Source organism: Saccharothrix luteola (assembly GCF_020859565.1).
Classification (GTDB): Bacteria; Actinomycetota; Actinomycetes; order Mycobacteriales; family Pseudonocardiaceae; genus Actinosynnema; species Actinosynnema luteola.
In genome coordinates this window covers 47,999-72,576 of sequence record NZ_JAJHUO010000006.1, presented here as the reverse complement: position 1 = coordinate 72,576, position 24,578 = coordinate 47,999, and the positions used below count along the sequence as shown (strand labels likewise).

The following is a 24,578-nucleotide window of genomic DNA, read 5'->3' as shown; positions in this document are numbered from 1 at the left end:
GCCGTTGACCGGACCGAGGCCGCGCACCTCGGCGGTCGTCCGGACCCGACTCGTGCCGCAACGCCGTCGCCACCACCGCACCCGCAGTATCGACTGACCAGGTCCGGCAAGGCGTCGAACACCGACCTGCGCCGGGGTGACCCACGCCACAGCCGAAACCTGTCAGGGATCGAGGCGCTGTCCCGTTCAGAGGACGAGCGAACCCGACAGGAGCGTGAACATGAAGCACCGCATCATCGTCCTGGGAGCCGGCTACGCCGGGGGCTACGCCGCCGGACAACTCGCCCGCCGCCTGCACGCCGACGACGTCGAGATCACCGTCGTCAACGCCGAGCCCGACTTCGTCGAGCGGATGCGCCTGCACCAGCTCGCCGCGGGCCAGGACCTGCGCCGCTACGACCTGGCGGAGCTCTTCGCGGGCACCGGCATCCGCCTGCGACTGGCGCGGGTCACCGCCGTCGACGCCGAGCGGCGGACGGTCACCGTGGCGGACGGCGACCGACTCGACTACGACACCCTCCTCTACGCGCTCGGCAGCACGGCCGCCGACCACGGCGTCCTGGGCGTGGCCGAGCACGCCTTCCCCATCGCCGCCCGGCCCGCGGCCCTGCGCCTGCGGCAGCGCCTGGACGAGCTGGGCGGCACCGGGACGGTGCTGGTCGTCGGCGGCAACCTGACCGCGATCGAGGCCGCCACCGAGATCGCCGAATCCCGGCCCGAACTCGCCGTCACCCTCGCCACCAGCGGTGAGCTGGGCGGCTGGCTCGGCCCGAAGGCCCGCCGCCACCTGCTGCGCGCGTTCGACCGGTTCGGCATCACCGTCCACGAGCACACCACCGTCGAGCGCGTCGAGGCAGCACGCGCCATCACCGCCGACGGCACCGCCCTCGCCGCCGACGCCACCGTGTGGGCGGCCGGTTTCGCCGTCCACCCCATCGCCGCCGCCAGCGGCCTGGAGGTCACCGACAACGGTCAGATCCTGGTCGACCGCATGATGCGGTCGGTCTCGCACCCCGATGTCTACGCCATCGGCGACAGCGTCCACGTCATCGGGGAGAACGGCCGGCCGCTGCCGATGTCCTGCGCCTCGGCCGGGTACACCGCCAAGCAGGCGGTGGCCGCGATCGTCGGCGACCTGACCGGTCGCGAGATCCCGAAGACCTCGCTGGTCTACGTCGGCAACCACATCAGCCTCGGCCGGAAGGACGCGATCTTCCAAGTGGTCGACGGCGACGCCCGGTCGAAGACCTGGGCCCTGCGCGGTCGCCCGGCCGCGCGCCTCAAGGCGGCCGTCCTCCGTGGCGCGGCCTTCGGCATGGCCCACCCGACCTTCGGGATGCCGACGCGCAGGCACCGCGTCACCGCCGCGCCCGACCGCGCCGCCGAGGCTGTCATCGCCTAGCGTGACGCTCATGGACAGCGCGACCGTGGCGCGTTTCGAGGCCAGCCGGGACCGGCTGGCCTCGTTGGCCTACCGCCTGCTCGGCTCGGCCGCCGACGCCGAGGACGCCGTGCAGGACGCGTTCCTGCGCTGGCAGGCCGCCGATCGCGACCACATCGACGTGCCAGAGGCGTGGCTGACCAAGGTGGTCACGAACCTGTCACTCGACCGCCTCCGCTCGGCGAAGACGCGGCGCGAACGCGCGGTGGGCACCTGGCTGCCCGAACCGCTGCTGGACGGCGACCCGATGCTTGGCCCGGCCGACACCGCCGAGCAGCGAGAATCGGTGACCCTGGCGGTGCTGACGCTGATGGAACGCCTGCCGCCGGTCGAACGCGCCGTCTACGTCCTGCGCGAGGCCTTCTCCTACACCCACGCCGAGATCGCCGAGATCCTCGACATCACCGAGTCCGCGAGCCAACAACACGCCCACCGCGCCCGCCGCCACGTCGCCGCCGAGCGCCACACCACCGAGGTCGACCGCGCCACCGCACGCCGGATCGTGGAGGCGTTCATCGCCGCCGCGTCCTCCGGCCAGACCGAACGCCTGGTGGCCCTGCTGACCGCCGACGCGACCGCCATCTCCGACGGCGCCGGCTTGGCCGAGAAGCTGCTGCGGTACTCGGGCCCCGAGCGCGTCGCCATAGCCATGCGCGCCGGCTTCAAACCGACCCCGGCGAAGCGGAAGCTGGTCGGCGGGAACCTGGCGATCCACGCCGGCCTCGTCAACGGCTGCCCAGCCGTGATCGCCGTGGTGGACGACCGCGTGGTGGGCGTCGGCGTCCTGGAGGTCCGTGACGGCAAGGTCGCGACCATGCGCGGCATGGCCTCACCAACCCGGCTCGGCCGCGTGGCCGAACAATGGCGACGGCACGAGCACGACGCCCCACTCGTCGACTCCTGGTGATCACCATCGGCCGAACTCCGCGGGAGGTCCCGGGCCGCCGGCCGCGCGCCAAATCCCCCCAACCCGCGCCCCCACTAGTCTTTACCCCAACAACTCCCGCAACAACTGCGCCGTCTCACTGGGCGTCCTCCCAACCCGAACCCCCACCGCCTCCAACGCCTCCTTCTTCGCCTGCGCGGTCCCGGCCGACCCGGACACGATCGCCCCCGCGTGCCCCATCGTCCGGCCCTCCGGCGCCGTGAACCCCGCCACGTACGCCACCACCGGCTTCGTCACGAACGACCGGATGTACTCGGCCGCCCGCTCCTCCGCATCCCCACCGATCTCACCGATCATCACGATCGCCGACGTCTCCGGATCCGCCTCGAACGCCGCCAGCACATCGATGTGCGTGGTCCCGATCACCGGATCACCACCGATCCCCACCGCCGTCGTGAACCCGACATCCCGCAGCTCGTACATCAACTGGTACGTCAACGTCCCCGACTTCGACACCAACCCGATCGGCCCGGGCCCGCAGATGTCATCCGGGATGATCCCGGCGTTCGACTTGCCCGGACTGATCACCCCGGGGCAGTTCGGCCCGATGATCCGCGTCCGACCGCCCGACGCGACCGCGTGCGCCCAGAACGCCGCCGTGTCGTGCACCGGCACGCCTTCCGTGATCACGACCGCCAACCCGATCCCGGCGTCGATCGCCTCGACCACCGCGTCCTTCGTGAACGCCGGCGGCACGAACACCACCGTCACGTCCGCGCCCGTCGCCTCCATGGCCTCCGCCACGCCACCGAACACCGGCAGCACGTGACCGTCGAAGTCGACGACCTCGCCGGCCTTGCGCGGGTTCACCCCGCCGACGACCCGGGTGCCCGCCTTGAGCATCCGCCTGGTGTGCTTCGCGCCCTCCGCCCCGGTCATGCCCTGGACGATCACGCGACTTCCCGACGTGATGAAGACGGCCATCTCACACCCCCACGGCAGCGAGTTCGGCGGCCTGGTCGGCCGCGTCGTCCATCGTGTCCACCACGGTCACCAACGGGTGCGCGGCCTCGGCGAGGATCCGCCTGCCCTGCTCCACGTTGTTGCCGTCCAACCGCACCACCAACGGCTTGGTGGCCGCGTCGCCGAGCATCCCCAGCGCCGTCACGATCCCGTCCGCGACCGCGTCGCACGCCGTGATGCCGCCGAAAACGTTCACGAACACCGACCGCACGTCCGGGTCGTTCAGGACGATGTCCAGCCCGTCGGCCATGACCTGCGCGGACGCTCCACCTCCGATATCCAGGAAGTTCGCCGGCCTCACGCCACCACGCCGCTCACCCGCACGGGCAACGACATCCAAAGTGGACATCACCAACCCCGCCCCGTTCCCGATCACCCCCACCTGACCGTCCAGCTTCACGTAGTTCAACCCACGCCCTCGCGCCGCCGCCTCCAACGGATCTCCGGCCGACGAATCCGCCAACCCCTCGTGCTCCGGATGCCGGAACCCGGCGTTCGCGTCCAACGTGATCTTCCCGTCCACCGCCACGACCTCACCCGAGCGCGTCCGCACCAACGGGTTCACCTCGACCAACGTGGCGTCCTCCGCCACGAACGCCTCCCACAGCCGCACGACCACGTCGGCGACCCGGTCCGCCACCTCCGGCGGGAACTTGGCCGCCGTCACGATCTCGTGCGCGACGGTCAGGTCCACCGACGTCACCGGCACCCGCGCCACCGCGTCCGACCGCCGCGCCGCCACCTCCTCGATGTCCACGCCGCCCTCGACCGAGGCCAGCGCGAGGAACGTCCGGTTCGCCCGGTCCAGCAGGAACGAGAAGTAGTACTCCTCCGCGATCTCGCTCGCCTCGACCACGAGCACCTCGCGCACCACGTGCCCCTTGATCTCCATCCCGAGCACGGCGGACGCGACCTCCCGCGCCTCCTCCGGCGTCCGGGCGAGCTTCACGCCGCCCGCCTTGCCCCGGCCACCGGTCTTCACCTGCGCCTTCACCACGACGGTCCCGCCGATCGACGTCGCCGCGGCGTGCGCCTCGTCCGGCGTCACGGCGAGCAGGCCGTGCGGCACCGGGACGGCGTGCGCCGCGAACAGCTCCCTGGCTTGGTGTTCGTGCAGATCCACGGCAGAAAGTCCTCTCCGCGCGGTGGGGCGCCGATGGCGGGCGCTGAAGGCCCGATCGTCCCGACCTCTGGACATCGGCGCGAACAAGGCGTAACTATATGGGCTACCCCATACGGTATGCAATCTACAACCGGGCCGGTTCCAGGGTCGGGACCCCACCTCTCAGAGACGGGCCGACCGCGATCGAAGGAGTTGACCAGCACATGGCGCGGACAGCGACCGACACGGGCAACAACGCAGGACCGACCGGTGAGGTCGCCACCAACGCAGGGCCGACCGGCGGAACCACCGCGACCGGCGAAACCGGCGCGACCCCGACCGGGGACACGGACCCGGGCCCGGAACTGATCTCCGGCGGTCACCTGGTCGCCAAGGCCCTCAAGGCCGAGGGCATCGACACGATCTTCACCCTGTGCGGCGGCCACATCATCGACATCTACGACGGCTGCGTCGACGAGGGCATCGCGGTGATCGACGTGCGGCACGAGCAGGTGGCCGCGCACGCCGCGGACGCCTACGCCCGCGTCACGGGCAAGCCGGGCTGCGCCGTCGTGACCGCGGGTCCGGGCACCACCGACGCGGTCACCGGCGTGGCGAACGCGTTCCGGGCGGAGAGCCCGATGCTGCTGATCGGCGGCCAGGGCGCGTTGAGCCAGCACAAGATGGGCTCACTGCAGGACCTGCCGCACGTCGACATGATGACCCCGATCACGAAGTTCGCCGCGACCGTGCCGTCCACCGCGCGCATCGCCGACCTGGTGTCGATGGCGTTCCGCGAGGCGTTCAACGGCGCGCCGGGCCCGTCGTTCCTGGAGATCCCGCGCGACGTGCTGGACGCGTCGGTGCGCGTGGACCAGGCGCGGATCCCGGAGGCCGGGCGCTACCGCGCGTCCACCCGCAACGCGGGCGACCCGGCGTCGGTCGAACGGCTGGCCGACCTGCTGGTGCACGCGAAGAAGCCGGTCGTCCTGTTCGGCAGCCAGGTCTGGACGACCCGCGCCACCGCTTCGGCGATCGAGCTCGTCCGCGCGCTCGACATCCCCGCCTACATGAACGGCGCGGGCCGCGGCACGCTGCCGCCCGGCGACCCCCACCACTTCCAGCTCTCCCGCCGGTACGCGTTCGACAACGCCGACGTGATCGTCATCGTCGGCACGCCGTTCGACTTCCGGATGGGCTACGGCCGCCGCCTGTCCGCCAAGGCCACCGTCGTCCAGATCGACCTCGACTACCGCACCGTCGGCAAGAACCGCGACATCGACCTGGGCATCGTGGGCGACGCGAACCTGGTCCTCGCCGCGGTCACGCAAGCGGCCTCGGGCCGCGCGGACAACGGCGCGGTGGCCCGCAAGCCCTGGCTGGAGGAACTCCGGGCCGTGGAGGAGAAGGCGCGCGAGAAGCGGCTGCCGCAGCTGCGCTCCGACGCGACCCCGATCCACCCCTACCGCCTGGTGCACGAGATCAACGAGTTCCTGACCGAGGACTCGATCTACATCGGCGACGGCGGCGACATCGTCACGTTCTCCGGCCAGGTCGTGCAGCCCAAGTCGCCCGGGCACTGGATGGACCCCGGGCCGCTGGGCACGCTCGGCGTCGGCGTGCCGTTCGTGCTGGCCACCAAGCTGGCCCGGCCGGACAAGGAAGTGGTGGCGCTGTTCGGCGACGGCGCGTTCAGCCTCACCGGCTGGGACTTCGAGACGCTGGTGCGCTACGACCTGCCGTTCGTCGGCATCGTCGGCAACAACTCGTCGATGAACCAGATCCGGTACGGCCAGGCGCAGAAGTACGGCGTGGCCCGCGAACGGGTCGGCAACACCCTCGGCGACGTCCGCTACGACGAGTTCGCCCGGATGCTCGGCGGTCACGGCGAAGAGGTCCGCGACCCCGAGGACATCGCGCCCGCCCTGCAACGCGCCCGCGAGTCCGGCCTGCCGTCGTTGATCAACGTCTGGGTGGACCCCGACGCGTACGCGCCGGGAACCGTGAACCAGACGATGTACAAGTAACGCTCTCGTTATACGCCAAGGAGTTCCCTTGATCCCAGCGAGACAGAAGACCGCACACAAGGAGGACGTGCCATGGGCAAGGCTCTCGACGGCGTCCGGGTCCTGGACCTGACGCATGTCCAATCCGGACCGTCGGCGACGCAGATCCTCGCGTGGCTGGGCGCGGACGTGATCAAGGTGGAGGCGCCGGGCCGGGGCGACATCACCCGCGGCCAGCTGCGCGACCTGCCCGGTGTGGACAGCCTGTACTTCACCATGTTGAACGCGAACAAGCGCAGCATCACCTTGAACATGAAGAGCGACGAGGGCAAGGCCGTGTTCGGTCAGCTCGTCACCACCGCGGACGTGCTGGTGGAGAACTTCGGCCCCGGCGTGGTCGACCGGTTCGGGTTCACCTGGGACCGGCTGCGGGAACTCAACCCCGGCCTGGTGTACGCGTCGATCAAGGGCTTCGGCGCGGGCCGGTACGCGCACTTCAAGGCCTACGAGGTCATCGCGCAGGCCATGGGCGGCTCGATGAGCACCACCGGGTTCGAGGACGGCCCGCCGCTGGCCACCGGCGCCCAGATCGGCGACTCGGGCACCGGCATCCACCTGGTCGCGGGCATCCTCGCCGCGCTCTACCAGCGCACGTCCACCGGCCGCGGCCAGCGCGTGCAGGTGGCCATGCAGGACGCGGTGCTCAACCTGTGCCGGGTGAAGCTCCGCGACCAGCAGCGGCTCGCGCACGGCCCGCTCGGCGAGTACCCGAACGAGACGTTCGCCGACGAGGTGCCGCGCTCGGGCAACGCCTCCGGCGGCGGGCAGCCGGGCTGGGCGGTGCGCTGCGCGCCCGGCGGTCCCAACGACTACATCTACGTGATCATCCAGCCGGTCGGCTGGAAGCCGATCACCGAGCTGATCGGCAAGCCCGAGCTCGCCGACGACCCGGCGTGGGCCACGCCGGAGGCCCGGCTGGACAAGCTGGACAAGGCGTTCGCGCTGATCGAGGAGTGGGCCGAGCGGCACACCAAGTGGGAGGTCATGGACGCGCTCAACGCCCACGACATCCCGTGCGGCCCGATCCTGTCCACCCGGGAGCTGATCGAGGACGAGACGCTGGCCGACCTCGGCGCCGTGGTCGAGGTCGAGCACCCCGAGCGGGGCGCCTACAAGACCGTGGGCAGCCCGCTGAAGCTGTCCGACTCGCCGGTCGACGTCCAGCGCTCACCGCTGCTCGGCGAGCACAACGGCGAGGTGCTGGCCGAACTGGGCTACCTGCCCGAGCAGCTGACCAAGCTCAAGTCCATCGGCGCGATCTGAGGTCGAGCCCCACCGACCCACCGCGAGCACACGACCCAAGGACCCAAGGAGACGTCATGCCGGACTACGACCGGGCAGCGGTCGAACGGATCATCGCGGCGGTCACCGCCGAGGGGCGCGCCTCGCTGACCGCGCCCGAGGGCAGGCTGGTGTGCGAGGCCTACGGGATCACGACCCCGGCCGAGGGCTTGGCCGCGTCGCGGGACGAGGCGGTCGCGCTGGCCGCCGACATCGGCCTGCCGGTCGTGCTCAAGATCGTCTCGCCGGACATCCTGCACAAGACCGAGGCGGGCGGCGTGCTGGTCGGCCTGACCACGCCCGAGGAGGTGGCGGCGGGCTTCGACACGATCATCGCCAACGCCGTCGCCTACCAGGCCGACGCGGACGTCGTCGGCGTGCAGGTGCAGCGGCTGATGACCTCCGGCCACGAGGTCATCGTCGGCGCGACCACCGACGAGACCTTCGGCAAGGTCGTCGCCTTCGGCCTGGGCGGCGTGCTGGTCGAGGTGCTCAAGGACGTCACCTTCCGCCTCGCGCCGACCAGCACCGCCGAGGCGATGTCCATGGTGGACGGCATCGCCGCCGCCGAGATCCTGCGCGGTGTGCGCGGCACGGCGCCGGCCGACCGGGACGCGCTCGCCGACCTGATCCGCCGGGTCGGCGACCTGGTCACGGACTTCCCGGAGCTCGCCGAGGTGGACCTCAACCCGGTGCTGGCCACACCGGACGGCGCCACGGCCGTCGACGTGCGGATCCTCGTCGACCAAGACGCCGCGCGCGAACCGGTGCGGTTCAGCCAGGAGGACATCCTGGCCTCGATGAACAGGATCATGAAACCGGCCGCGGTCGCCGTCATCGGCGCGTCCAACGAGACCGGCAAGATCGGCAATTCGGTGATGCGCAACCTGGTCGACGGCGGCTACCGGGGCGAGATCTACCCGATCAACCCCAAAGCGGACGAAATCCTCGACCGCAAGGCCTACCGCAGCATCACCGACGTGCCCGGCGACGTGGACGTGGCGGTGTTCGCGATCCCGGCGAAGTTCGTGCCCGCCGCGCTCGAAGAAGTCGGCGCGAAGGGCGTGGCGGGCGCGATCCTCATCCCGTCCGGCTTCGGCGAGACCGGTAACCACGAGTTGCAGGACGAGGTCGTGGCCATCGCGCGCAAGCACGGGGTGCGCGTCCTCGGCCCGAACATCTACGGCTACTACTACACACCCGAAAGTCTTTCAGCTACGTTCTGCACCCCGTACGACGTGAAGGGCGGGGTCGCCCTGTCCTCGCAGAGCGGGGGCATCGGCATGGCGATCCTCGGGTTCAGCCGCTCCGCCCGGATGGGCGTGTCCTCCATCGTCGGCGTCGGCAACAAGGCGGACATCGACGAGGACGACCTGCTCACGTTCTTCGAGCAGGACGACAACACCCAGCTCATCGCCATGCACCTGGAAGACCTCAAGGACGGCCGCGCGTTCGCCGAGACCGCCAAGCGCGTGTCGGCGCACAAACCCGTCGTGGTCCTCAAAGCCGGCCGCACCGCCCAAGGCGCGAAAGCCGCCAGTTCGCACACCGGCGCACTGGCCGGCAACGACAAGGTCTACGACGACATCCTGCGGCAGAGCGGCGTCATCCGCGCCCCCGGTCTCAACGACATGCTGGAGTACGCGCGCGGCGTGCCCCTGCTGCCCACGCCCAAGGGCGAGAACGTCGTCATCATCACCGGCGCGGGCGGCTCCGGCGTGCTGCTGTCCGACGCGTGCGTCGACAACGGACTCTCCCTCATGGAGATCCCGGCCGACCTGGACGCGGCGTTCCGGCGGTTCATCCCGCCGTTCGGCGCGGCGGGCAACCCCGTCGACATCACCGGCGGCGAACCGCCCTCCACCTACCGCGACACCATCGCGCTCGGCCTGGAGGACGAGCGCGTGCACGCCCTGATCCTCGGCTACTGGCACACCATCGTCACGCCGCCGATGGTGTTCGCCGAACTCGTCGTCGAGGTCGTCCGGCACTACCGGGACCAGGGGATCCACAAGCCCGTCGTCGCCTCTCTCTCCGGCGACGTGGAAGTCGAAGAAGCCAGTGAACACCTGTACCGGCACGGCGTCGTCGCCTACCCGTACACCACGGAGAAGCCGGTCGCCGTGCTCGGCGCCAAGTACCGCTGGGCCCGCTCCGCCGGGCTGCTGTGAAGGGGGAGCCCCGCCTTCAAAAGCTGTAACTCACCGGGAGGTCCGTTGTGGATACACCCAACTCACCCGCCGAACCGCGGTCGGGCGCGGACGTCACCACGCCTCCGCCGGAGGAACGCGTGTGGCGGGCGGGGCGGCTGGAAGCGATGCCCATCAGGAAGCTGCCCGACGCCCCGCCCTCCATCCACATCCTGGGCCCGACGGTGTTCCTCGTCGCGCTCGGCGTCGGCATGGGCGAGTCCTACATGTGGCCGCGGCTGGTGCTGCTGTTCGGCCCGGAGATCCGATGGCTGTTCCTCATCGGCGTGACGCTGCAGGCCGTGGTCATGCTGGAGATGGCCCGCTACGCGATGGCCACCGGTGAGAGCATCTTCTTCGGCGCGGCCCGCGTGTTCAAACCGATCATGTGGTTCTTCTTCACCGTCGCGATCCTGGTCTACATCTGGCCCGGGCACCTCTCCGCCGGCGCCGCCGCCCTGGAGGAGCTCACCGGCATACCGTGGACCGTGTCGGCGTGCGTGGGCCTGATCCTCGTCGGCGTCCTGTTCAGCATGGCCAAGGTGATCTACAACCTGCTGGAGAACGTGCTGTCCCTGCTCATCGGGCTGCTCGTCGTCGGCACGGCCGTGGTGGCCGCGATGGTGGGCACCTGGTCGGACGTGGTGTCCACGGTCACCGGCATGTTCCACTTCGGCTACCTGCCGCCGGAGGCGCTCAGCGCGGCCTGGTTCCCGATCATCGTCGGCTCCATCGCGTTCGCCGGACCGTCGGGCATGCAGCAGATGTGGTACACGCTGCACCTGCGCGACAGCGGCGCCGGGATGGGCTCCCACATCCCCCGCATCCGCGGCCTGCGCCACGCCGGCGAGGAAGAGGCCATGCCCGCGCGGGGGTTCATGTTCGACACCGACGACCCCGCCGAGATGGCGAAGTGGCGCGGCTGGCGGCGCTGGGTCACGTTCGACGCGCTGCTGCTGTTCTGGGGCGTCACGATGCTGGTCACCGTGTCGTTCACGGTGTTGGCGCAGGCCGCCAGCCGCACCAGCCCCGACGTCAAGGAGCTGCTGCACGCGGGGGAGCGGGAAGCCGCGCTCAACGCCATGTCCGACTCCTTCGCCGCGGCGGGCGGACCCGTCCTCGGTGGCGTGTTCCTCGGGTTCATCGCGCTCATCGGCCTCAACGCCACGCTCGGCCTGTTCGACTCGTTCTCCCGCGGCCAGGCGGACATGACCTACCACTTCGTGCCCGGCGCGAAGCGGTTCCGCATGTCCTACCTCTATGCCGGCTTCCTGTGGGGCGTCATCGCGTTCGGCATCGTCATCCTGCTGTTCGGACCCGCCGACGGACCCGGCGCGATCCTCGACGTCCTCGCGTTCCTGTCCACGTTCGCCATGGGCGCCTACTGCGTCGTCCTGCTGCTGGTGAACAACCGGATGCTGCCCAAACCCATCCGGCCCGGACTGCTCACCAACCTGATCATCGGGTTCGGCGCGGTGTTCTACCTCGGCATGCTGGTCTACAGCCTGCTCCGGTTCGGCGTGGTGGTGGGCTGATGCGCGACCGGGTGGAGTTGGCGGTCCCCGGCGCCGTCGTCGGCGCGGTCGGCGGCCTGATCGCCGGGGCGCTGTCGGCGTTCGTCGGCCACCCCGCCGCGTGGGCGGCGGCCACCGCGCTGGCCATGGCCGTGCCGCTCGGGCTGCTCGGCGGCGGCTTCGGCCTGCTCGTCGGCGGCGGGCGGTTCCGGCTCGGCGTGTTCGCACCGGCCGCCCTGTACTGGCTGGTGGGTTTCCCGATGGCCAGGCTGGTGGCGGAGACCTCGACGGGTGTCCTGCTCGGCGGCGGGTTCACCCCGCCCGACGACGTGCTCGGGTTCCTGGCCTACCAGGGCATCGTCAGCTTCGGCTGGGCGATCGGCTTCCTGTGGCTGCACGAGCGGATCGCGCCGCACTGGCTCGACAAGGTGCGTGCGCGCAACCCGTTGGCGCAGCGGTGGTACGAGCGCTACGTGACGCACGCCCGCGTGCTGCGGGAGTCGTCGGCACGCGCCCGACGGAGGCGCGCCGCCCGGGAGACGACGGCACGGACGAAGTGACCGCCTAGCGAAGGGCTCGCACAGATGGTTCTCCCCACCTGGGTCTGGATCGCGACGTTGATCGGGATCGCCACGGTGATCGCGTTCGACTTCTACCTCGTGGCGCGCAACCCGCGCGACCCGTCGTTCTCCGAATCGCTGGTGTCGGTCTCGGTGTACGTCGGGCTGGCCGTGCTGTTCGGGCTCGGCGTGCTCGCGTTCGCGGGTCCTCGGTACGGCGGCGAGTTCTTCGCCGGGTGGATCACCGAGTACTCGCTCAGCGTGGACAACCTGTTCGTGTTCGTGCTGATCATGGGTCGGTTCGCGGTGCCGCGCGAGTACCGGCAGAAGGTCCTGGTCGTGGGCGTGGTGCTGGCCCTGCTGCTGCGCGCGGTGTTCATCGCGCTCGGCGCCGGGGCGATCGCCCGGTTCGACTGGCTGTTCTACGTCTTCGGCGCGTTCCTGATCTTCACCGCCTGGAAGCTGCTGAAGGAGGGGCCGGGCGACGACGAGGGCGAGTTCCACGAGAACGCGGCGCTGCGCGCGGTGCGCCGCGTGCTGCCGACGTCCCCGCGGTACGACGGCGCGGCGTTGACCACCCGCGTGGACGGGCGGCGGGTGGTCACGCCGATGCTCATCGTGATGGTCGCCGTCGGCACCACGGACCTGCTGTTCGCGGTGGACTCGATCCCGGCGATCTTCGGCCTGACCAAGGAGCCCTACCTGGTGCTCACCGCCAACGCGTTCGCGCTGATGGGGTTGCGCCAGCTGTTCTTCCTGGTCGGCGGTCTGCTCGACCGGTTGGTCCACCTCGGCAAGGGTCTCGCGGTGATCCTCGCGTTCATCGGGGTGAAGCTGATCCTCGAAGCACTGCACCACCACGGCGTCGACTGGGCGCCGGAGATCCCGATCCTGCTGTCCCTCGGGGTCATCGTCGTGGTGCTGCTGATCACGACCGCGGCGAGCCTGCTGGCGTCGCGCCAGGCCCGGGTGCGGGCCGAGCGGGACGTGCGGCGGGAGGGCGCGACCGGGTCGTGAGCCGGGGAGCCGGGCGTCGCTGCGGGCTTCGTCCGGCTCCCTCGTCGGGCCTGATCACGGCCGTCAGGAGACGGTGGTGGTCTCTTCGCCCTTGCTGCGCCGGTCGTTCGCGTACTGCTCGATGTCCGCGACGGCGTGGTCGGTCTCCCGGCGCTGGGCGTCCATCGCGGTGTCCAGGCCGAGGCCGATGCGCCTGCCGTCGGCGGAGAACCCGGCGGGACGGGTCAGGGCGTTCTTGAGCTGCTGCCACCCGGGCATGCCTGTGCTCATGTGGTTCGCGTCCTTCCTTGCTCATTCTCGGGTTGAGCGTTCCTCGGAGCCCGCCCGCGCCATCGCGGAGCGGCTCCGCGATCCAGTAGACCGCACGTGCACCAGGGGTACCGACCGGAGGTGCTACATCCAGAATACAGACTATCGTATACAAAACACGCGAAGGGTGAGGCCCGTCACCTGTGCTCGATTCAGGTGGCTTGACCAGGGACTGGGTGCTCCGAATCGGGGCCCGGGGTGGTGGGCCCCGTCACCCTCAGCGGCCCTCGGTGCCTTCGATGTGGGCGCGATAGGCCGTCCGGGTGCGCTCGGTGTGCTGGTTCATCACCCGGCCGGCGGCCTCGGGGTCGCCCTCGGCGATCGCCTTGATCAGCTCGGCGTGCTCGTTCCACGCGTCCTTGCCGCGGGTCAGCGCCAGCGGTGCGTAGTACCAGCGGACCCGCCGGTCGACCGTGGCGATCATCTCCGCCAGCACGGCGTTGCCGGACAACCGGGTGATGCGCGCGTGCAGGGCGGCGTTGGCCGCGACGACCCGTTCCACGTCCTTCTGCTTCAGCGCCTCGACGCCCTCGCGCTGCAACGCCTTGAGCTCGGCCACGTCCTCGGCCGTGGCGTGCTCGGCGGCGAGCTTCGCGGAGTGCGTCTCCAGGACGTTGCGCACGGAGAGGAGCTGGTCGGCCTCTTCGTCGGTCGGCGTGTGCACGAACGCGCCCTGTGCCGGGCGCAGGTCGACCCAGCCCTCGGTCTGCAGGCGCTGCAACGCCTCGCGCACCGGCTGGCGGCTCACGCCCAGGTGCTCGGCCAGCTCGATCTCGACGAGGTGCTGACCGGGCTTGAGGGTACGGTTGACGATCAGGTCGAGCAGGGCCTCGTAGACGGCCTGGCGCAACGGGGCGGGCCGCTCGACCTTGCGGGAAGCGGCACTGCTCAGCGATTCGCGGGCCGCGCGACGGGTGGTTCCCGCGCCGATCAGCGGCGCGTCGGGCTGGCTCACGGTCGCCTCCTCGGGCAGGTGTCGGGAATGCCCGATCTTCAGCATACAGATTTTCGTATGCAAAAAGCAATCTGAAGTCACCCGGCCGAGTGGCCGTCACCTCGTGGCACATCGGCCGCCCGGTTGGGCTATCGCTCCGGTACTTCATACAACATACTGTATACAATCATCGCGAAGGCGAGGGACGTCATGAAAGTCGCAGTTCTCGGGGCCGGGGCCATCGGCGCTTATGTCGGCGCGGCGCTGCACCGCGCCGGGGTGGAGGTGCACCTCGTCGCACGGGGAGCGCACCTGGAAGCCATGCGCCGCCACGGTGTCCGGGTCCACAGCCCTCGCGGCGACTTCACCGCCGCGCCGCACGCCACCGACGACCCGGCCGAGATCGGCCACGTCGACTACGTGTTCCTCGGGCTCAAAGCGCACCAGTACGCCGCGTGCGGCCCGCTCATCACACCCCTGCTCGGCCCGGACACCGCCGTCGTGGCCGCGCAGAACGGCATCCCCTGGTGGTACTTCCACGGGCTCGCCGGCCACCCCCTCGAAGGCGCCCGCGTCGAGGCCGTCGACCCGGGCGGCAGCGTCAGCGCCGTCCTCGACACCCGGCGCGCGATCGGGTGCGTCGTCTACTGCTCCACCGAGATCGAGGCGCCGGGCGTCATCCGGCACGTCGAGGGCACCCGCTTCGCCCTCGGCGAACCCGACCGCACCGCGTCCCAGCGCTGCGCGGACCTCAGCGAAGCGATGGTCGCCGGCGGCCTCAAAGCGCCCATCGAACCCGACCTGCGCGACGACATCTGGGTCAAGCTGATGGGCAACGTCGCGTTCAACCCGCTCAGCGCGCTCACCCGCGCCACCATGGCCGAGATGTGCGAGCACCGCGACACCCGCGAACTCGTCGCCCTCATGATGGCCGAGACCATCGCGGTCGCCCGCGCCGTCGGCTGCCACCCCCGCGTCTCGATCGAGAAGCGCATCGCCGGCGCCCACCGCGTCGGCCACCACAAGACGTCGATGCTCCAAGACCTCGAAGCGGGCAAGGCGCTGGAGACCGACGCGATCATCGGCGCGGTCGTCGAGATCGCCCGGCTCACCGGCGTCGCCGCGCCCACCCTGCGCAGCGTGTACGCCGCGATCGACCTGTTGGGGCGCAAGGCACCCACCGCCGCTAGCTGAGAGGACCGACATGTCCCCGATCCTCAAGCCGGGCACCTCGTGGCCCGAGCTGTACGACCGCTGCGCCAAGGCCGCGCCCGAGGCGTTCCACCGCGACCGGCTGCTCAACCTCGTCGACGGCACGTGGCAGCGCATCGGCACGCCCGGCCCGGCCACGTCGCCCGTGGACGGCTCCACCATCGCCGGACCACCCCGCCTCGACGCCGCCCAGGCTTCGCGCGCCGTCGCGGCGACCGGCGCGCAGCACCGCGCGTGGGCCGCCGTGCCGTTGACGGAGCGCAAGGCCCGCACGCTCGCGGCGCTGGCCGACCTGCACGCCCACCGCGACCTGCTCGCGTTGCTGCTGGTGTGGGAGATCGGCAAGCCGTGGCGGCTGGCGACCGCCGACGTCGACCGGTGCCTCGAAGGCGTCGAGTGGTACGTCGAGCAGATCGACCCCATGCTCCACGGCCGCACGCCGCTGCACGGCCCGGTCAGCAACATCGCCAGCTGGAACTACCCGATGAGCGTGCTGATGCACGCGATGCTCGTGCAGGCGCTGGCGGGCAACGCGGTCATCGCCAAGGTGCCCACCGACGGCGGCGTCAGCTGCCTGACCCTGGCGTGCGCCCTCGCCGTCCGGCACGGCCTGCCGCTCACCCTGGTCAGCGGCGGCGGGCGCGAGTTGTCGCCGGCGCTGGTCGGCTCGCCGGACATCGGCTGCCTGTCGTTCGTCGGCGGGCGCGGGGCCGGCGGCGAGATCGTCACCGGCCTCGACGCCACCCAGCGGCACGTCCTGGAACAGGAAGGGCTGAACTGCTGGGGCGTCTGGGAGTTCAGCGACTGGGAGGCGTTGCGCCCGCAGCTGCGCAAGTCGTTCGACTACGCCAAGCAGCGCTGCACCGCCTACCCCCGGTACGTGGTGCAGCGGTCGTTGTTCGACTCGTTCCTCTCGGTGTACCTGGAAGCGGTCCGCGAGATCACCTTCGGCCACCCGCTGGCCGTCGCGTCACCCGACGACGACCTGCCGGACCTCGACTTCGGCCCGCTGATCACCGACGCCAAGGCCAAGGAACTGGCCGACGTCGTCGACGAGGCGATCGCCAAGGGCGGCGTGCCGCTGCACCGGGGCTCGGTGGACGCCGGCCGGTTCCTGCCCGACCAGCAGACGTCGGCGTACTTCGCGCCGGTCGCGATCCTGGCCCCGCCGCCGTCCTCGCCGCTGCACCACGCCGAGCCGTTCGGACCGGTGGACACGATCGTGCTGGTCGACACGGAAGCCGAGCTGCTGGCCGCGATGAACGCGAGCAACGGCGCGCTGGTGGCGTCGCTGTCGTGCGACGACGAGGCGGTCGCCCGTCGGCTGGCCGGTGGGGTGAACGCGTTCAAGTTCGGCCACAACAAGGCGCGGTCCCGCGGCGACCGCGCCGAGGTGTTCGGCGGACGTGGTGCGTCGTGGCGGGGCGCGTTCGTCGGCGGCTCGTTGCTGGTGCACGCCGTCACCGAAGGCCCGCCCGGCGAACGGCTCTACGGCAACTTCCCGTCGTACTCCCTGTACCCGCCCACCTGAGTCGGAGGCTCGCATGTCTGTCGGCCTGGACCGGATCGTCCGCGACGTGGTCGCGCCCGCCGCCTCGTCCGTCGACCGCGACGGTGCCTTCCCCAGGGCGTCGGTCACCGCGTTGGGCGGGCTGCTCGGCCTGACGATGTCCCGTGCGGTCGGTGGGCGCGGGTGTGGGTTGGCCGAGGCGTCGGACGTGGTCGAGCGGGTCGCGGCGGCGTGCGGCAGCACGGGTGCGGTGCTGCGTTCGCACTTCGCGGCGGTGGCGGCGGTGGATCGCCTGGGCGGTCGGGCGTCGCGGGCGGCGGTCGCGGCCGGCGGGCACCTGAGCACGGTGGCGGTCTTCACGCCGGGGTCGCACTTCCTGCTGCCGTCGGGCACGGCTTCGCGTCGTGGCGACGTGGTGGACCTGCGTGATCGCAAGAGCGGTGTCGTGGCGGCGGGGGAGGCCGACAGCTACGTCTGGTCGAGCACGCCCCTCGCCGCCCACGGCACCACCACGTTGTGGCACGTTCCGGCGAACGCCCCGGGCTTGTTCGTCCCGGCGAACCTCCCCGGCATTGGGCTAAGGGGCACTTCCACCACCACTGTCCGGGCGGATCCCGCCCACGTGCCCGCGGACTGCCTACTGGGTCCGGACGGTCGATCCTTCGACACCGTCGTGCACCACGTGCTGCCTTGGTACGTCGTGCTGGGCGCGTCGGTGGCGTTGGGCGTCATGTGCGGAGCCATCGACGCCGTCGCGTCGCACATCGGCGCTTCCGACCTGATCCGCCTGCGGCTGCGCGCGGACGCCGTGCGGGTGCTGCACGCCGACGCGCTCGCCGCCGTCGACTGGGAGCCGGACAGGGCGAGACGCAAGCTGTGCCAGCTGGCCGTGCACGCCGCCGAAGCCCTGTCCACCGTCACCGACCAGGCCCTGAAGGCCTCCGCCGACATCCCGCCACCGACCCGTTCGGCAGTCGAACGCCGCTTCCGCGAGGCGACGTCCCTCAACACCCAACCCCCAACCGCCGATCACCTCACCACCTTCACCGCCCGCGCCGAGCCTGCTCACCCCAAAGCCACCCGACTGGGTGTCTGACCAGCGAACTTCCAACTGGCAGCCCTACCGGATCACCCTTATCCTGACCAAGCCCGCCATGATCATCCGATCCACGATCGGGTGAATCCAAAAAATCCCATCAAACAAAACGCCGTTTTCCAACCCCTGAAACGTCGGTTGAAACGAAGAGGAGGCCCGACCAACCCCCCGTCCGACCATCCACCCCAACCCCCGCGCTTCCGCCCCTCGCGACCCGACCCGACCCGACCCGCCACCGCCAAACCCACCGCCAAACCCGCCGCCCGCACCAAAGCCGCGGTCCCCAGGGAAACATCCCCAGGGACCGCTACCGCTCAGCGAGCGAACCGGATGGACCGGGCGCAGGCGCGAGAACCAGGTGGACCCGGCCCGAGCGAACCAGGCAGACCAAGCGGCCGAACGCAGCGGACCCGAGCCGGCTCAGTGGACCCCGAGGACCCCGTCCACCCGCCGGGGGATGCCCAACGGGTTGCCCTCACGCAGCTCGGCGGGCAGCAGGGCGTCCGGCCAGGACTGGTAGGTCACCGGTGCCACCCAGCGTCTGATCGAGGTGGCCCCGACGGACGTGTGGAGCGGGTTGGTGGTGGCCGGCCACGGCCCGCCGTGGTGCATGCCCCAGGCCACGGCGACGCCGGTCGGCCAGGCGTTGAAGATCAGCCGACCCACCACCGGCCGCAGCGCCTCGGCGACGCGCCCCGCGTCCTCGTGCTCGGACTCGGCGGCGTGCACGGTGCCGGTGAGCGTGCCCGCCAGCCGGGGGAGGACCGGCTCCAGCTCGGCCGGATCGGTGTAGGTCACCACGACCGCCGCCGGGCCGAAGTGCTCCTCGGTCAGCTTCTCGAGGTTGTCCGCGAACGTCGCCAGCGGCACCTGGAAGAGACGCGGTTCGACGCTCCAGCCCTCCGTGGGCGCGGTGCCCTCGGCGACCAGGTCGACCAGGCCGGAAGCGGCGAGGCCGTCGGTGCCGGACCGGTACGAGTCGCGCATCCGCTCGTTCAGCATGGGCCCGCCCGCGGCGGCCGAGACGGCGTCCGCCAAGGCGGGGACGAGGGAGGCCGGGGCGAAGAGCAGGCCCGGGTTGGTGCAGAACTGGCCCACGCCCATGGTCAGGGAGCCGACGAACTCGGCCGCGAAGCCCTCGGGCCGCGCGGCGGCGGCGTCGGGCAGGACCACGGTCGGGTTGACGCTGCCCAGCTCGCCGTAGAACGGGATCGGGTCGGGGCGCGCGCCGGCCAGGTCGTACAGGGCGCGACCGCCCGCGGTGGAGCCGGTGAAGCCGACCGCCTTGATCGCGGGGTGCTTGACCAGCGCCACGCCGGCCTGCTGGCCGTGCACGATCCCGAAAACCCCGGCCGGCACGACGGAGGCCACGATCCGCGCCGTCTCCCGCGACGTGCCGGGGTGCGACGGGTGCGCCTTCACGATCACCGGGCAGCCCGCGGCCAGCGCGGACGCCGTGTCGCCGCCCGCCACCGAGAACGCGAACGGGAAGTTCGACGCCGCGAACACGCCCACCGTCCCCAGTGGACGGAGCATGCGCCGCAGCACGGGCCGCGGCGGGATGATGCCCGGGTCCGCCGAATCCAGCGTCGCCTCGACGTAGCTGCCCTCGCGCAGCACCTCGCCGAACAGCCGCAGCTGGTTCGTCGTCCGCTTCAACTCCCCCGTCAACCGCGGCACGCCCAGCGCCGTCTCCGCGTCCGCGAGCTCCACCAGCGCGTCAGCCGAAGCGTCCAGCGCATCGGCCACGGCGTCGAGCACCGAAGCCCGCTCCACCGCCGGCAACGACGACCAAGCCGGGAACGCCGCCGCACCCGCCCGGGCCAGCGCGTCCACCTCGCGGTCCGACGTCTCCGGCACCGCCTCGCCCACCGGCTCACCGGTCCGCGGGTTGTAACCCTGCACGCTCATCGGCCCGCCTCCTTCACCGCGGTGTCGAACTCGGGCGTGCACCACACGCCGCCCAAGTACGTCATGGCCGGCGAATCGGGATCCGGCGAGCCCGCCGCCAGGACCTCCTCCGCGAACACCTCGGAGTCGTCGGCGGACTTGTACCCCAACGCCTCCGCCTCGCTCAGCGAGAACCACCGCCGCGCGTTGTCCGATACGCCCCACACCACCCGGAACCCGGGCGACGGCGCCGACAGGCACGCCTCGAACAGCCGCGCGCCGTCGTCCGGCGACAACCACGTCGACAACATCCGAGCGTCACGCGGCTTCTCGAAGCACGACCCGATCCGGACCGCGATCACGTCCATCCCGTACCGCGACGCGTACAGGCTGCCCAACGCCTCCAACGCCACCTTGCTCACGCCGTAGTACGTGTCCGGCTGCGGGAACAGGTAGTCGCCCGCCTCACCCGACGCGCGCTCGTAGTACCCGACCGCGTGGTTGGAGCTGGCCAGCACCACCCGGGACACCCCGGCCCGCCGCGCCGCCTCCAGCACCACGTGCGTGCCGTTGATGTTGACGTCCAGGATCTCCGCCCACGGCCGCTCCAGGCTGTGCCCACCGAGGTGGATCACCGCGTCGACGCCCGCGGACGCCTCCTCCATCGCGGCCTGGTCGGTCACCGACGCCGTGACCAGCTCGACCCGTTCACCGTCGGCGGCGGCCGGCAGCGGCGCGATGTCGAGCAGGCGCAAGGTCCGGTCCGGCGCGGCCAGTCGGGTGCGCATGAGCGTGCCGACTATGCCGGCGGCGCCGGTGATGAGGATTCGCTCGGTCACGTCGAGCCCTTTCGGAATCGGAACAGGAATCAGCGGCCGAACTGGCGCAGCAGTTCGGTGATGGTGCGGGCCGCGTGCAGCAGCGCTTCGACGACCTGGCGCTCGTGGTCCGGGTCGAGCCTGCCCAGCGGCACCGAGCAGCTCATCGCGTCGAGCACCGGGTTGCGGTAGGGCAGGGCGACGGCGAAGCAGCCGAGGCCGGGCGTGTTCTCCTCGCGCTCGTGCGCGTACCCGACCGCGCGGAACCCCGCGAGCTGGGCGTGCAGCGCCGGCCGTTCGATGATCGTGTTCGGCGTCAACGGCGTCAGCCGCGCGGGCAGGATCGCGTCGACCTCGGCGGGCGTGCGGGCGGCGAGGAGAGCCTTGCCCAGCGACGTGGAGTGCGCGGGCAGCCGCCGTCCGACGCGGGACACCACGCGCAGGTGGTGCTCGGACTCGCGGCTGGCGAGGTAGACCACGTCGGCACCGTCGAGTCGGGCCAGGTGGACCGTCTCGTTGATCTCCCGGCGCACCTGCTCCATGACGCGGATGGCGACCTGCACCACCGGGTCGTGGTCGAGGTACGACGTGCCGACGAGCAGGGCGCGCACGCCGATGCCGTACGTGCCGCGGGTGGGGTCGAGCTCCACCCACCCCCTGGCGACGAGCGTCTGCAACAGCATGTAGAGGCTCGACTTCGGGTAGCTCAGCTCGCGGTGCAGTTCGGTCAGGGTCAGCGGGCGGTCCGACGCCGACAGCACTTCGAGCAGTTCCACAGTCCGATCGGCCGACTTGACCGCGTTCGGCCGAGCGGGTGACGCGGGTCCAGTCACCAAGTCCTCCACGGGAAACGTTCCGGCAACACGCTCTTGACACGTCGCTGCGCCGATTCTTACAGTCCGCCCAACACGTTCACAAGTACGACCCCGATTCATATATATGAACGGTACGGCCGTGAACAGGAGTCGCCGTCCATGACACTCTCCCGCCGGTGCGCCACGGCCGTCGCTGTAGTGACCGTTGCGGGTCCGATCACGCACCCGACCTGCGGCTACCGGCCGTCCGACGGAGCGGCGCGCCGCCAAGCGCCGCCCTCGGCCCGAACGCGCCGCGCGCCGAGCTCGCCCGAGGTCCGCACCCAGTCTCCCGGCGCGCGGCTCCGCGTCGAGGCAGACCCCACCGGGACGACGGCCTCCGCCGAACCGGTGAATTCCCGCGAACGGCCCGGGTTGCGCAAGTCCTGGACTCGGGCCGTCCATTCGCTCAGGGTGTCCCGGTGACACCGGTCGACACCGCCTTGGACGTGGGGGCGACGGCCAGTGGCGGCGGTGCCGTCGCGGCCCACCCCGTGGGGCGATCCCGCCATCGGGGTCGCCCCACGGAACCACACCCGAACCATTGTCACGTCGGCGGGGACTCGCTCATCAGCGCCGATGGTGCCCCTGCTGCTCCACTTCGCCGTCAGCGCGCTCGCCGCCTGCGCGCTGCCGCGCGAGGAAACGCACAAGTCCTTCCTGCGTGGGATCACCACGGGAGCGATCAAGGGATGAAGGTCTGGGTATGCAACTGGATGGGGTGCTGTTCTTCCCGGTGACGCCGTTCGACGCGGACGGCGCGCTCGCGGAGGACGTGCTGGCCGAGCACGTCGAACGAGGGGTGGCGGCGGGCGCGGGCGGCGTGTTCATCGCGTGCGGCACGGGCGAGTTCCACGCGTTGGAGCCGTCGGAGGTCGAGCGGGCGGTGGCGGTCGCGGTCGAGGCGACCGCCGGGCGGGTGCCGGTGTTCGCGGGTGTCGGCGGCCCGCTGCCGACGGCCAAGCGGATCGCGCGGGCCGCCGAACGAGTTGGTGCGGACGGTTTGCTGCTGCTGCCGCCGTACCTGGTGACCAACCCGCCGAAGGGGCTGGTCAGGTACGTGACGGAGGTGGCGGGCGCGTCGGGGCTGGCGCTGATCGTCTACCAGCGCAACAACGCGATCTTCACGCCGGAGACGGCGGTGGAGGTCGCGTCGCTGCCGACCGTGGTCGGGTTCAAGGACGGGCTCGGCGACATCGACCTGCTGCACCGCATCGTGCTCGCGGTGCGCTCGGCGGTCGACAAGCCGTTCCAGTTCTTCAACGGCCTCCCGACCGCGGAGCTGACGGTGCCCGCGTACCGGGGGATCGGCGTGGACCTGTACTCGTCAGCGGTGTTCTGCTTCGCGCCGGAGATCTCGCTCGGCTTCTACCACGCCGTGCGCGACGGTGACGACGCGTTGGTCAACCGGTACCTGGTGGAGTTCTACAAGCCACTGGTCGAGTTGCGGGACAAGGTGCCCGGCTACGCGGTGTCACTGGTTAAGGCGGCCGTGCGGGCCACCGGGCTCGACGTCGGCGGCGTCCGCGCGCCGCTGCTCGACCCGACGCCCGAGCACGTGGCGGAGCTGGAGAAGGTCGTCGCGGCCGGTCGGAGCCTGTCCGCATGAAGATCACCGACATCACCATCACCCCCGTCGCCTTCCGCGACCCGCCGCTGCTGAACTCGGTCGGCGTGCACGAGCCGTGGGCGCTGCGCACCATCGTGGAGGTGCACACCGACGAGGGGATCTCCGGGCTCGGCGAGAGCTACGGCGACATCGGCCACCTCACCCGGATGCGTGCGGCCGCGCCGGGTTTGATCGGCCTGGACGTGCACGCGCTGAACGAGATGCACACCCGGATCGCGACGGCGCTCGGCGGCGAGGCGGGGTCCGACCGGCACGGCCTGACCGGGCCGCTGACCGTCGAGTCCACTGTGGACCGGGTGTTCTCGCCGTTCGAGGTGGCGTGCTGGGACATCCGGGGCAAGGCCCTCGGCCGCCCGGTGAGCGACCTGCTCGGCGGCGCCGTGCGGGACGCCGTGCCGTACAGCGCGTACCTGTTCTACAAGTGGGCCGGTCACCCCGGCGCGGAGCCGGACGAGTTCGGCGAGGCGCTCGACCCGGCGGGCATCGTGGCGCAGGCCCGGCTGCTCATCGAGCGGCACGGGTTCGGCTCGATCAAGCTCAAGGGCGGCGTGTACCCGCCCGACCAGGAGATCGAGGCGATCCACGCGCTGCGCGAGGCGTTCCCCGACCACCCGCTGCGGCTGGACCCCAACGCGGCGTGGACGCCGGAGACGTCGTTGAAGGTCGCCGAGGAGCTCGACGGCGTGGTCGAGTACCTGGAGGACCCCGCGCCGGAGATCGACGGGATGGCGGAGGTCGCGGCACGCGCGCCGATGCCGTTGGCGACGAACATGTGCGTGATCGCGTTCGAGCACATCGCCCGATCGGTGGAGGTGGACGCGGTGCAGGTCATCCTGTCCGACCACCACTACTGGGGCGGCCTGTCGCGGTCGAAGGAGCTGGCCGGGATCTGCCGGACGTTCGGCATCGGCCTGTCCATGCACTCCAACTCGCACCTGGGCATCAGCCTGGCCGCGATGACGCACCTCGCCGCGTCCACGCCGAACCTGAACTACGCGTGCGACACGCACTACCCGTGGAACGTCGCGGACGACGTGATCACCACGCCGTTCACGTTCGTGGACGGCGCCATCCCGGTGCCGACCACGCCCGGGCTGGGCGTCGAGCTGGACCGCGACGCGTTGGCGCGGCTGGCGGAGAACTACCGGACGTGCGGCCTCGTGCAGCGCGACGACACCGGTTACATGCAGAAGCACGATCCGTCCTACGAGAGGAAGCGCCCCCGGTGGTGACCACCGTTGCGCAC

General features: G+C 71.1%; 20 protein-coding genes. 13 read left to right on the top strand and 7 right to left on the bottom strand.

From position 1 onward, the window contains the following. Positions 1–220 precede the first annotated feature (220 nt). Both LNK82_RS09760 and sigJ read left to right on the top strand, forming a co-directional pair. Positions 221–1,402 (top strand): NAD(P)/FAD-dependent oxidoreductase, encoded by a 1,182-nt coding sequence (locus tag LNK82_RS09760; RefSeq protein WP_230566606.1) that lies wholly within the window; start codon positions 221–223, stop codon positions 1,400–1,402. A gap of 10 nt (positions 1,403–1,412) precedes the next feature. Then, complete coding sequence (sigJ, locus tag LNK82_RS09755; RefSeq protein ID WP_230566605.1) at positions 1,413–2,348, top strand: RNA polymerase sigma factor SigJ; 936 nt, start codon at positions 1,413–1,415, stop codon at positions 2,346–2,348. Positions 2,349–2,429: 81 nt separating this feature from the next. On the opposite strand, the gene sucD is transcribed toward sigJ, so the two are convergent. Beyond that, entirely contained in the window at positions 2,430–3,311 is an 882-nt protein-coding gene (gene sucD / locus LNK82_RS09750) for a succinate--CoA ligase subunit alpha (protein ID WP_230566604.1), read from the bottom strand. Position 3,312: 1 nt separating this feature from the next. Then, positions 3,313–4,473 carry an ADP-forming succinate--CoA ligase subunit beta gene (gene sucC, locus LNK82_RS09745; RefSeq protein WP_230566603.1) on the bottom strand — a complete coding sequence of 387 codons (1,161 nt, stop codon included), beginning with the start codon at positions 4,471–4,473 and terminating at the stop codon, positions 3,313–3,315. A gap of 203 nt (positions 4,474–4,676) precedes the next feature. On the opposite strand from sucC, the gene LNK82_RS09740 reads away from it, so the two are divergent. The 6 genes from LNK82_RS09740 (at position 4,677) to LNK82_RS09715 (ending at position 13,079) form a co-directional block, all read left to right on the top strand. After that, positions 4,677–6,479: a thiamine pyrophosphate-binding protein gene (locus LNK82_RS09740; RefSeq protein WP_230566602.1), complete on the top strand. Its 1,803-nt coding sequence runs from the start codon at positions 4,677–4,679 to the stop codon at positions 6,477–6,479. A 72-nt stretch (positions 6,480–6,551) separates the two neighbouring features. Continuing rightward, the gene (gene frc / locus LNK82_RS09735) at positions 6,552–7,781 is read left to right on the top strand and encodes a formyl-CoA transferase (RefSeq protein WP_230566601.1); all 1,230 of its coding nucleotides are present in this window, start codon (positions 6,552–6,554) and stop codon (positions 7,779–7,781) included. Between the two features lie 56 nt (positions 7,782–7,837). Further along, positions 7,838–9,970 (top strand): acetate--CoA ligase family protein, encoded by a 2,133-nt coding sequence (locus tag LNK82_RS09730; RefSeq protein WP_230566600.1) that lies wholly within the window; start codon positions 7,838–7,840, stop codon positions 9,968–9,970. Between the two features lie 47 nt (positions 9,971–10,017). Then, positions 10,018–11,523, top strand: coding sequence for an Nramp family divalent metal transporter (locus LNK82_RS09725; protein ID WP_230566599.1), 1,506 nt, complete (start codon positions 10,018–10,020; stop codon positions 11,521–11,523). Further along, positions 11,523–12,062 carry a hypothetical protein gene (locus tag LNK82_RS09720; protein WP_230566598.1) on the top strand — a complete coding sequence of 180 codons (540 nt, stop codon included), beginning with the start codon at positions 11,523–11,525 and terminating at the stop codon, positions 12,060–12,062. Before LNK82_RS09725 ends, LNK82_RS09720 begins: the two co-directional genes overlap by 1 nt. Before the next feature lie 24 nt (positions 12,063–12,086). Continuing rightward, positions 12,087–13,079 (top strand): TerC family protein, encoded by a 993-nt coding sequence (locus LNK82_RS09715; protein ID WP_230566597.1) that lies wholly within the window; start codon positions 12,087–12,089, stop codon positions 13,077–13,079. Positions 13,080–13,142: 63 nt separating this feature from the next. Here the strand turns inward: LNK82_RS09715 and LNK82_RS09710 are convergent, their stop codons facing one another. Continuing rightward, complete coding sequence (locus tag LNK82_RS09710) at positions 13,143–13,349, bottom strand: hypothetical protein (RefSeq protein WP_230566596.1); 207 nt, start codon at positions 13,347–13,349, stop codon at positions 13,143–13,145. A gap of 256 nt (positions 13,350–13,605) precedes the next feature. After that, entirely contained in the window at positions 13,606–14,343 is a 738-nt protein-coding gene (locus tag LNK82_RS09705) for a GntR family transcriptional regulator (RefSeq protein WP_230566595.1), read from the bottom strand. 189 nt (positions 14,344–14,532) lie between these two features. On the opposite strand from LNK82_RS09705, the gene LNK82_RS09700 reads away from it, so the two are divergent. The 3 genes from LNK82_RS09700 to LNK82_RS09690 are packed head-to-tail and all read left to right on the top strand — an operon-like array spanning position 14,533 to position 18,140. Then, the gene (locus LNK82_RS09700) at positions 14,533–15,516 is read left to right on the top strand and encodes a 2-dehydropantoate 2-reductase (protein WP_230566594.1); all 984 of its coding nucleotides are present in this window, start codon (positions 14,533–14,535) and stop codon (positions 15,514–15,516) included. Between the two features lie 10 nt (positions 15,517–15,526). Next, on the top strand, positions 15,527–17,065 hold the full coding sequence (locus LNK82_RS09695) for an aldehyde dehydrogenase family protein (RefSeq protein WP_230566593.1): 1,539 nt from the start codon (positions 15,527–15,529) through the stop codon (positions 17,063–17,065). A gap of 13 nt (positions 17,066–17,078) precedes the next feature. Then, complete coding sequence (locus tag LNK82_RS09690) at positions 17,079–18,140, top strand: acyl-CoA dehydrogenase family protein (protein ID WP_230566592.1); 1,062 nt, start codon at positions 17,079–17,081, stop codon at positions 18,138–18,140. Positions 18,141–18,560: 420 nt separating this feature from the next. On the opposite strand, the gene LNK82_RS09685 is transcribed toward LNK82_RS09690, so the two are convergent. From LNK82_RS09685 to LNK82_RS09675, 3 genes are read right to left on the bottom strand one after another with little or no spacing between them, the layout of a single operon-like run. After that, complete coding sequence (locus LNK82_RS09685; protein ID WP_230566591.1) at positions 18,561–20,051, bottom strand: aldehyde dehydrogenase (NADP(+)); 1,491 nt, start codon at positions 20,049–20,051, stop codon at positions 18,561–18,563. Then, positions 20,048–20,869, bottom strand: coding sequence for an NAD-dependent epimerase/dehydratase family protein (locus LNK82_RS09680; RefSeq protein WP_308257187.1), 822 nt, complete (start codon positions 20,867–20,869; stop codon positions 20,048–20,050). The genes LNK82_RS09685 and LNK82_RS09680 overlap by 4 nt, the downstream gene beginning before the upstream one ends. A 29-nt stretch (positions 20,870–20,898) precedes the next feature. Continuing rightward, on the bottom strand, positions 20,899–21,681 hold the full coding sequence (locus LNK82_RS09675) for an IclR family transcriptional regulator (RefSeq protein WP_073895339.1): 783 nt from the start codon (positions 21,679–21,681) through the stop codon (positions 20,899–20,901). Positions 21,682–22,408: 727 nt separating this feature from the next. Here LNK82_RS09675 and LNK82_RS09670 point away from each other — a divergent pair. Both LNK82_RS09670 and LNK82_RS09665 read left to right on the top strand, forming a co-directional pair. Further along, complete coding sequence (locus LNK82_RS09670; protein ID WP_230566590.1) at positions 22,409–23,311, top strand: 5-dehydro-4-deoxyglucarate dehydratase; 903 nt, start codon at positions 22,409–22,411, stop codon at positions 23,309–23,311. Beyond that, positions 23,308–24,564, top strand: a complete 1,257-nt coding sequence (locus LNK82_RS09665; protein ID WP_230566589.1) for a glucarate dehydratase family protein — start codon at positions 23,308–23,310, stop codon at positions 24,562–24,564. The genes LNK82_RS09670 and LNK82_RS09665 overlap by 4 nt, the downstream gene beginning before the upstream one ends. The last annotated feature ends 14 nt before the right edge of the window (positions 24,565–24,578 follow it).

Coding starts and splice junctions, on each gene's coding strand:
- LNK82_RS09720 (WP_230566598.1), top strand. CDS start 11,523: ATGCGCGACCGGGTGGAGTTGGCGGTCCCCGGCGCCGTCGTCGGCGCG.
- sigJ (WP_230566605.1), top strand. CDS start 1,413: ATGGACAGCGCGACCGTGGCGCGTTTCGAGGCCAGCCGGGACCGGCTG.
- LNK82_RS09685 (WP_230566591.1), bottom strand. CDS start 20,051: ATGAGCGTGCAGGGTTACAACCCGCGGACCGGTGAGCCGGTGGGCGAG.
- LNK82_RS09695 (WP_230566593.1), top strand. CDS start 15,527: ATGTCCCCGATCCTCAAGCCGGGCACCTCGTGGCCCGAGCTGTACGAC.
- frc (WP_230566601.1), top strand. CDS start 6,552: ATGGGCAAGGCTCTCGACGGCGTCCGGGTCCTGGACCTGACGCATGTC.
- LNK82_RS09730 (WP_230566600.1), top strand. CDS start 7,838: ATGCCGGACTACGACCGGGCAGCGGTCGAACGGATCATCGCGGCGGTC.
- LNK82_RS09670 (WP_230566590.1), top strand. CDS start 22,409: ATGCAACTGGATGGGGTGCTGTTCTTCCCGGTGACGCCGTTCGACGCG.
- LNK82_RS09710 (WP_230566596.1), bottom strand. CDS start 13,349: ATGAGCACAGGCATGCCCGGGTGGCAGCAGCTCAAGAACGCCCTGACC.
- LNK82_RS09665 (WP_230566589.1), top strand. CDS start 23,308: ATGAAGATCACCGACATCACCATCACCCCCGTCGCCTTCCGCGACCCG.
- LNK82_RS09760 (WP_230566606.1), top strand. CDS start 221: ATGAAGCACCGCATCATCGTCCTGGGAGCCGGCTACGCCGGGGGCTAC.
- sucD (WP_230566604.1), bottom strand. CDS start 3,311: ATGGCCGTCTTCATCACGTCGGGAAGTCGCGTGATCGTCCAGGGCATG.
- LNK82_RS09740 (WP_230566602.1), top strand. CDS start 4,677: ATGGCGCGGACAGCGACCGACACGGGCAACAACGCAGGACCGACCGGT.
- LNK82_RS09715 (WP_230566597.1), top strand. CDS start 12,087: ATGGTTCTCCCCACCTGGGTCTGGATCGCGACGTTGATCGGGATCGCC.
- LNK82_RS09690 (WP_230566592.1), top strand. CDS start 17,079: ATGTCTGTCGGCCTGGACCGGATCGTCCGCGACGTGGTCGCGCCCGCC.
- LNK82_RS09700 (WP_230566594.1), top strand. CDS start 14,533: ATGAAAGTCGCAGTTCTCGGGGCCGGGGCCATCGGCGCTTATGTCGGC.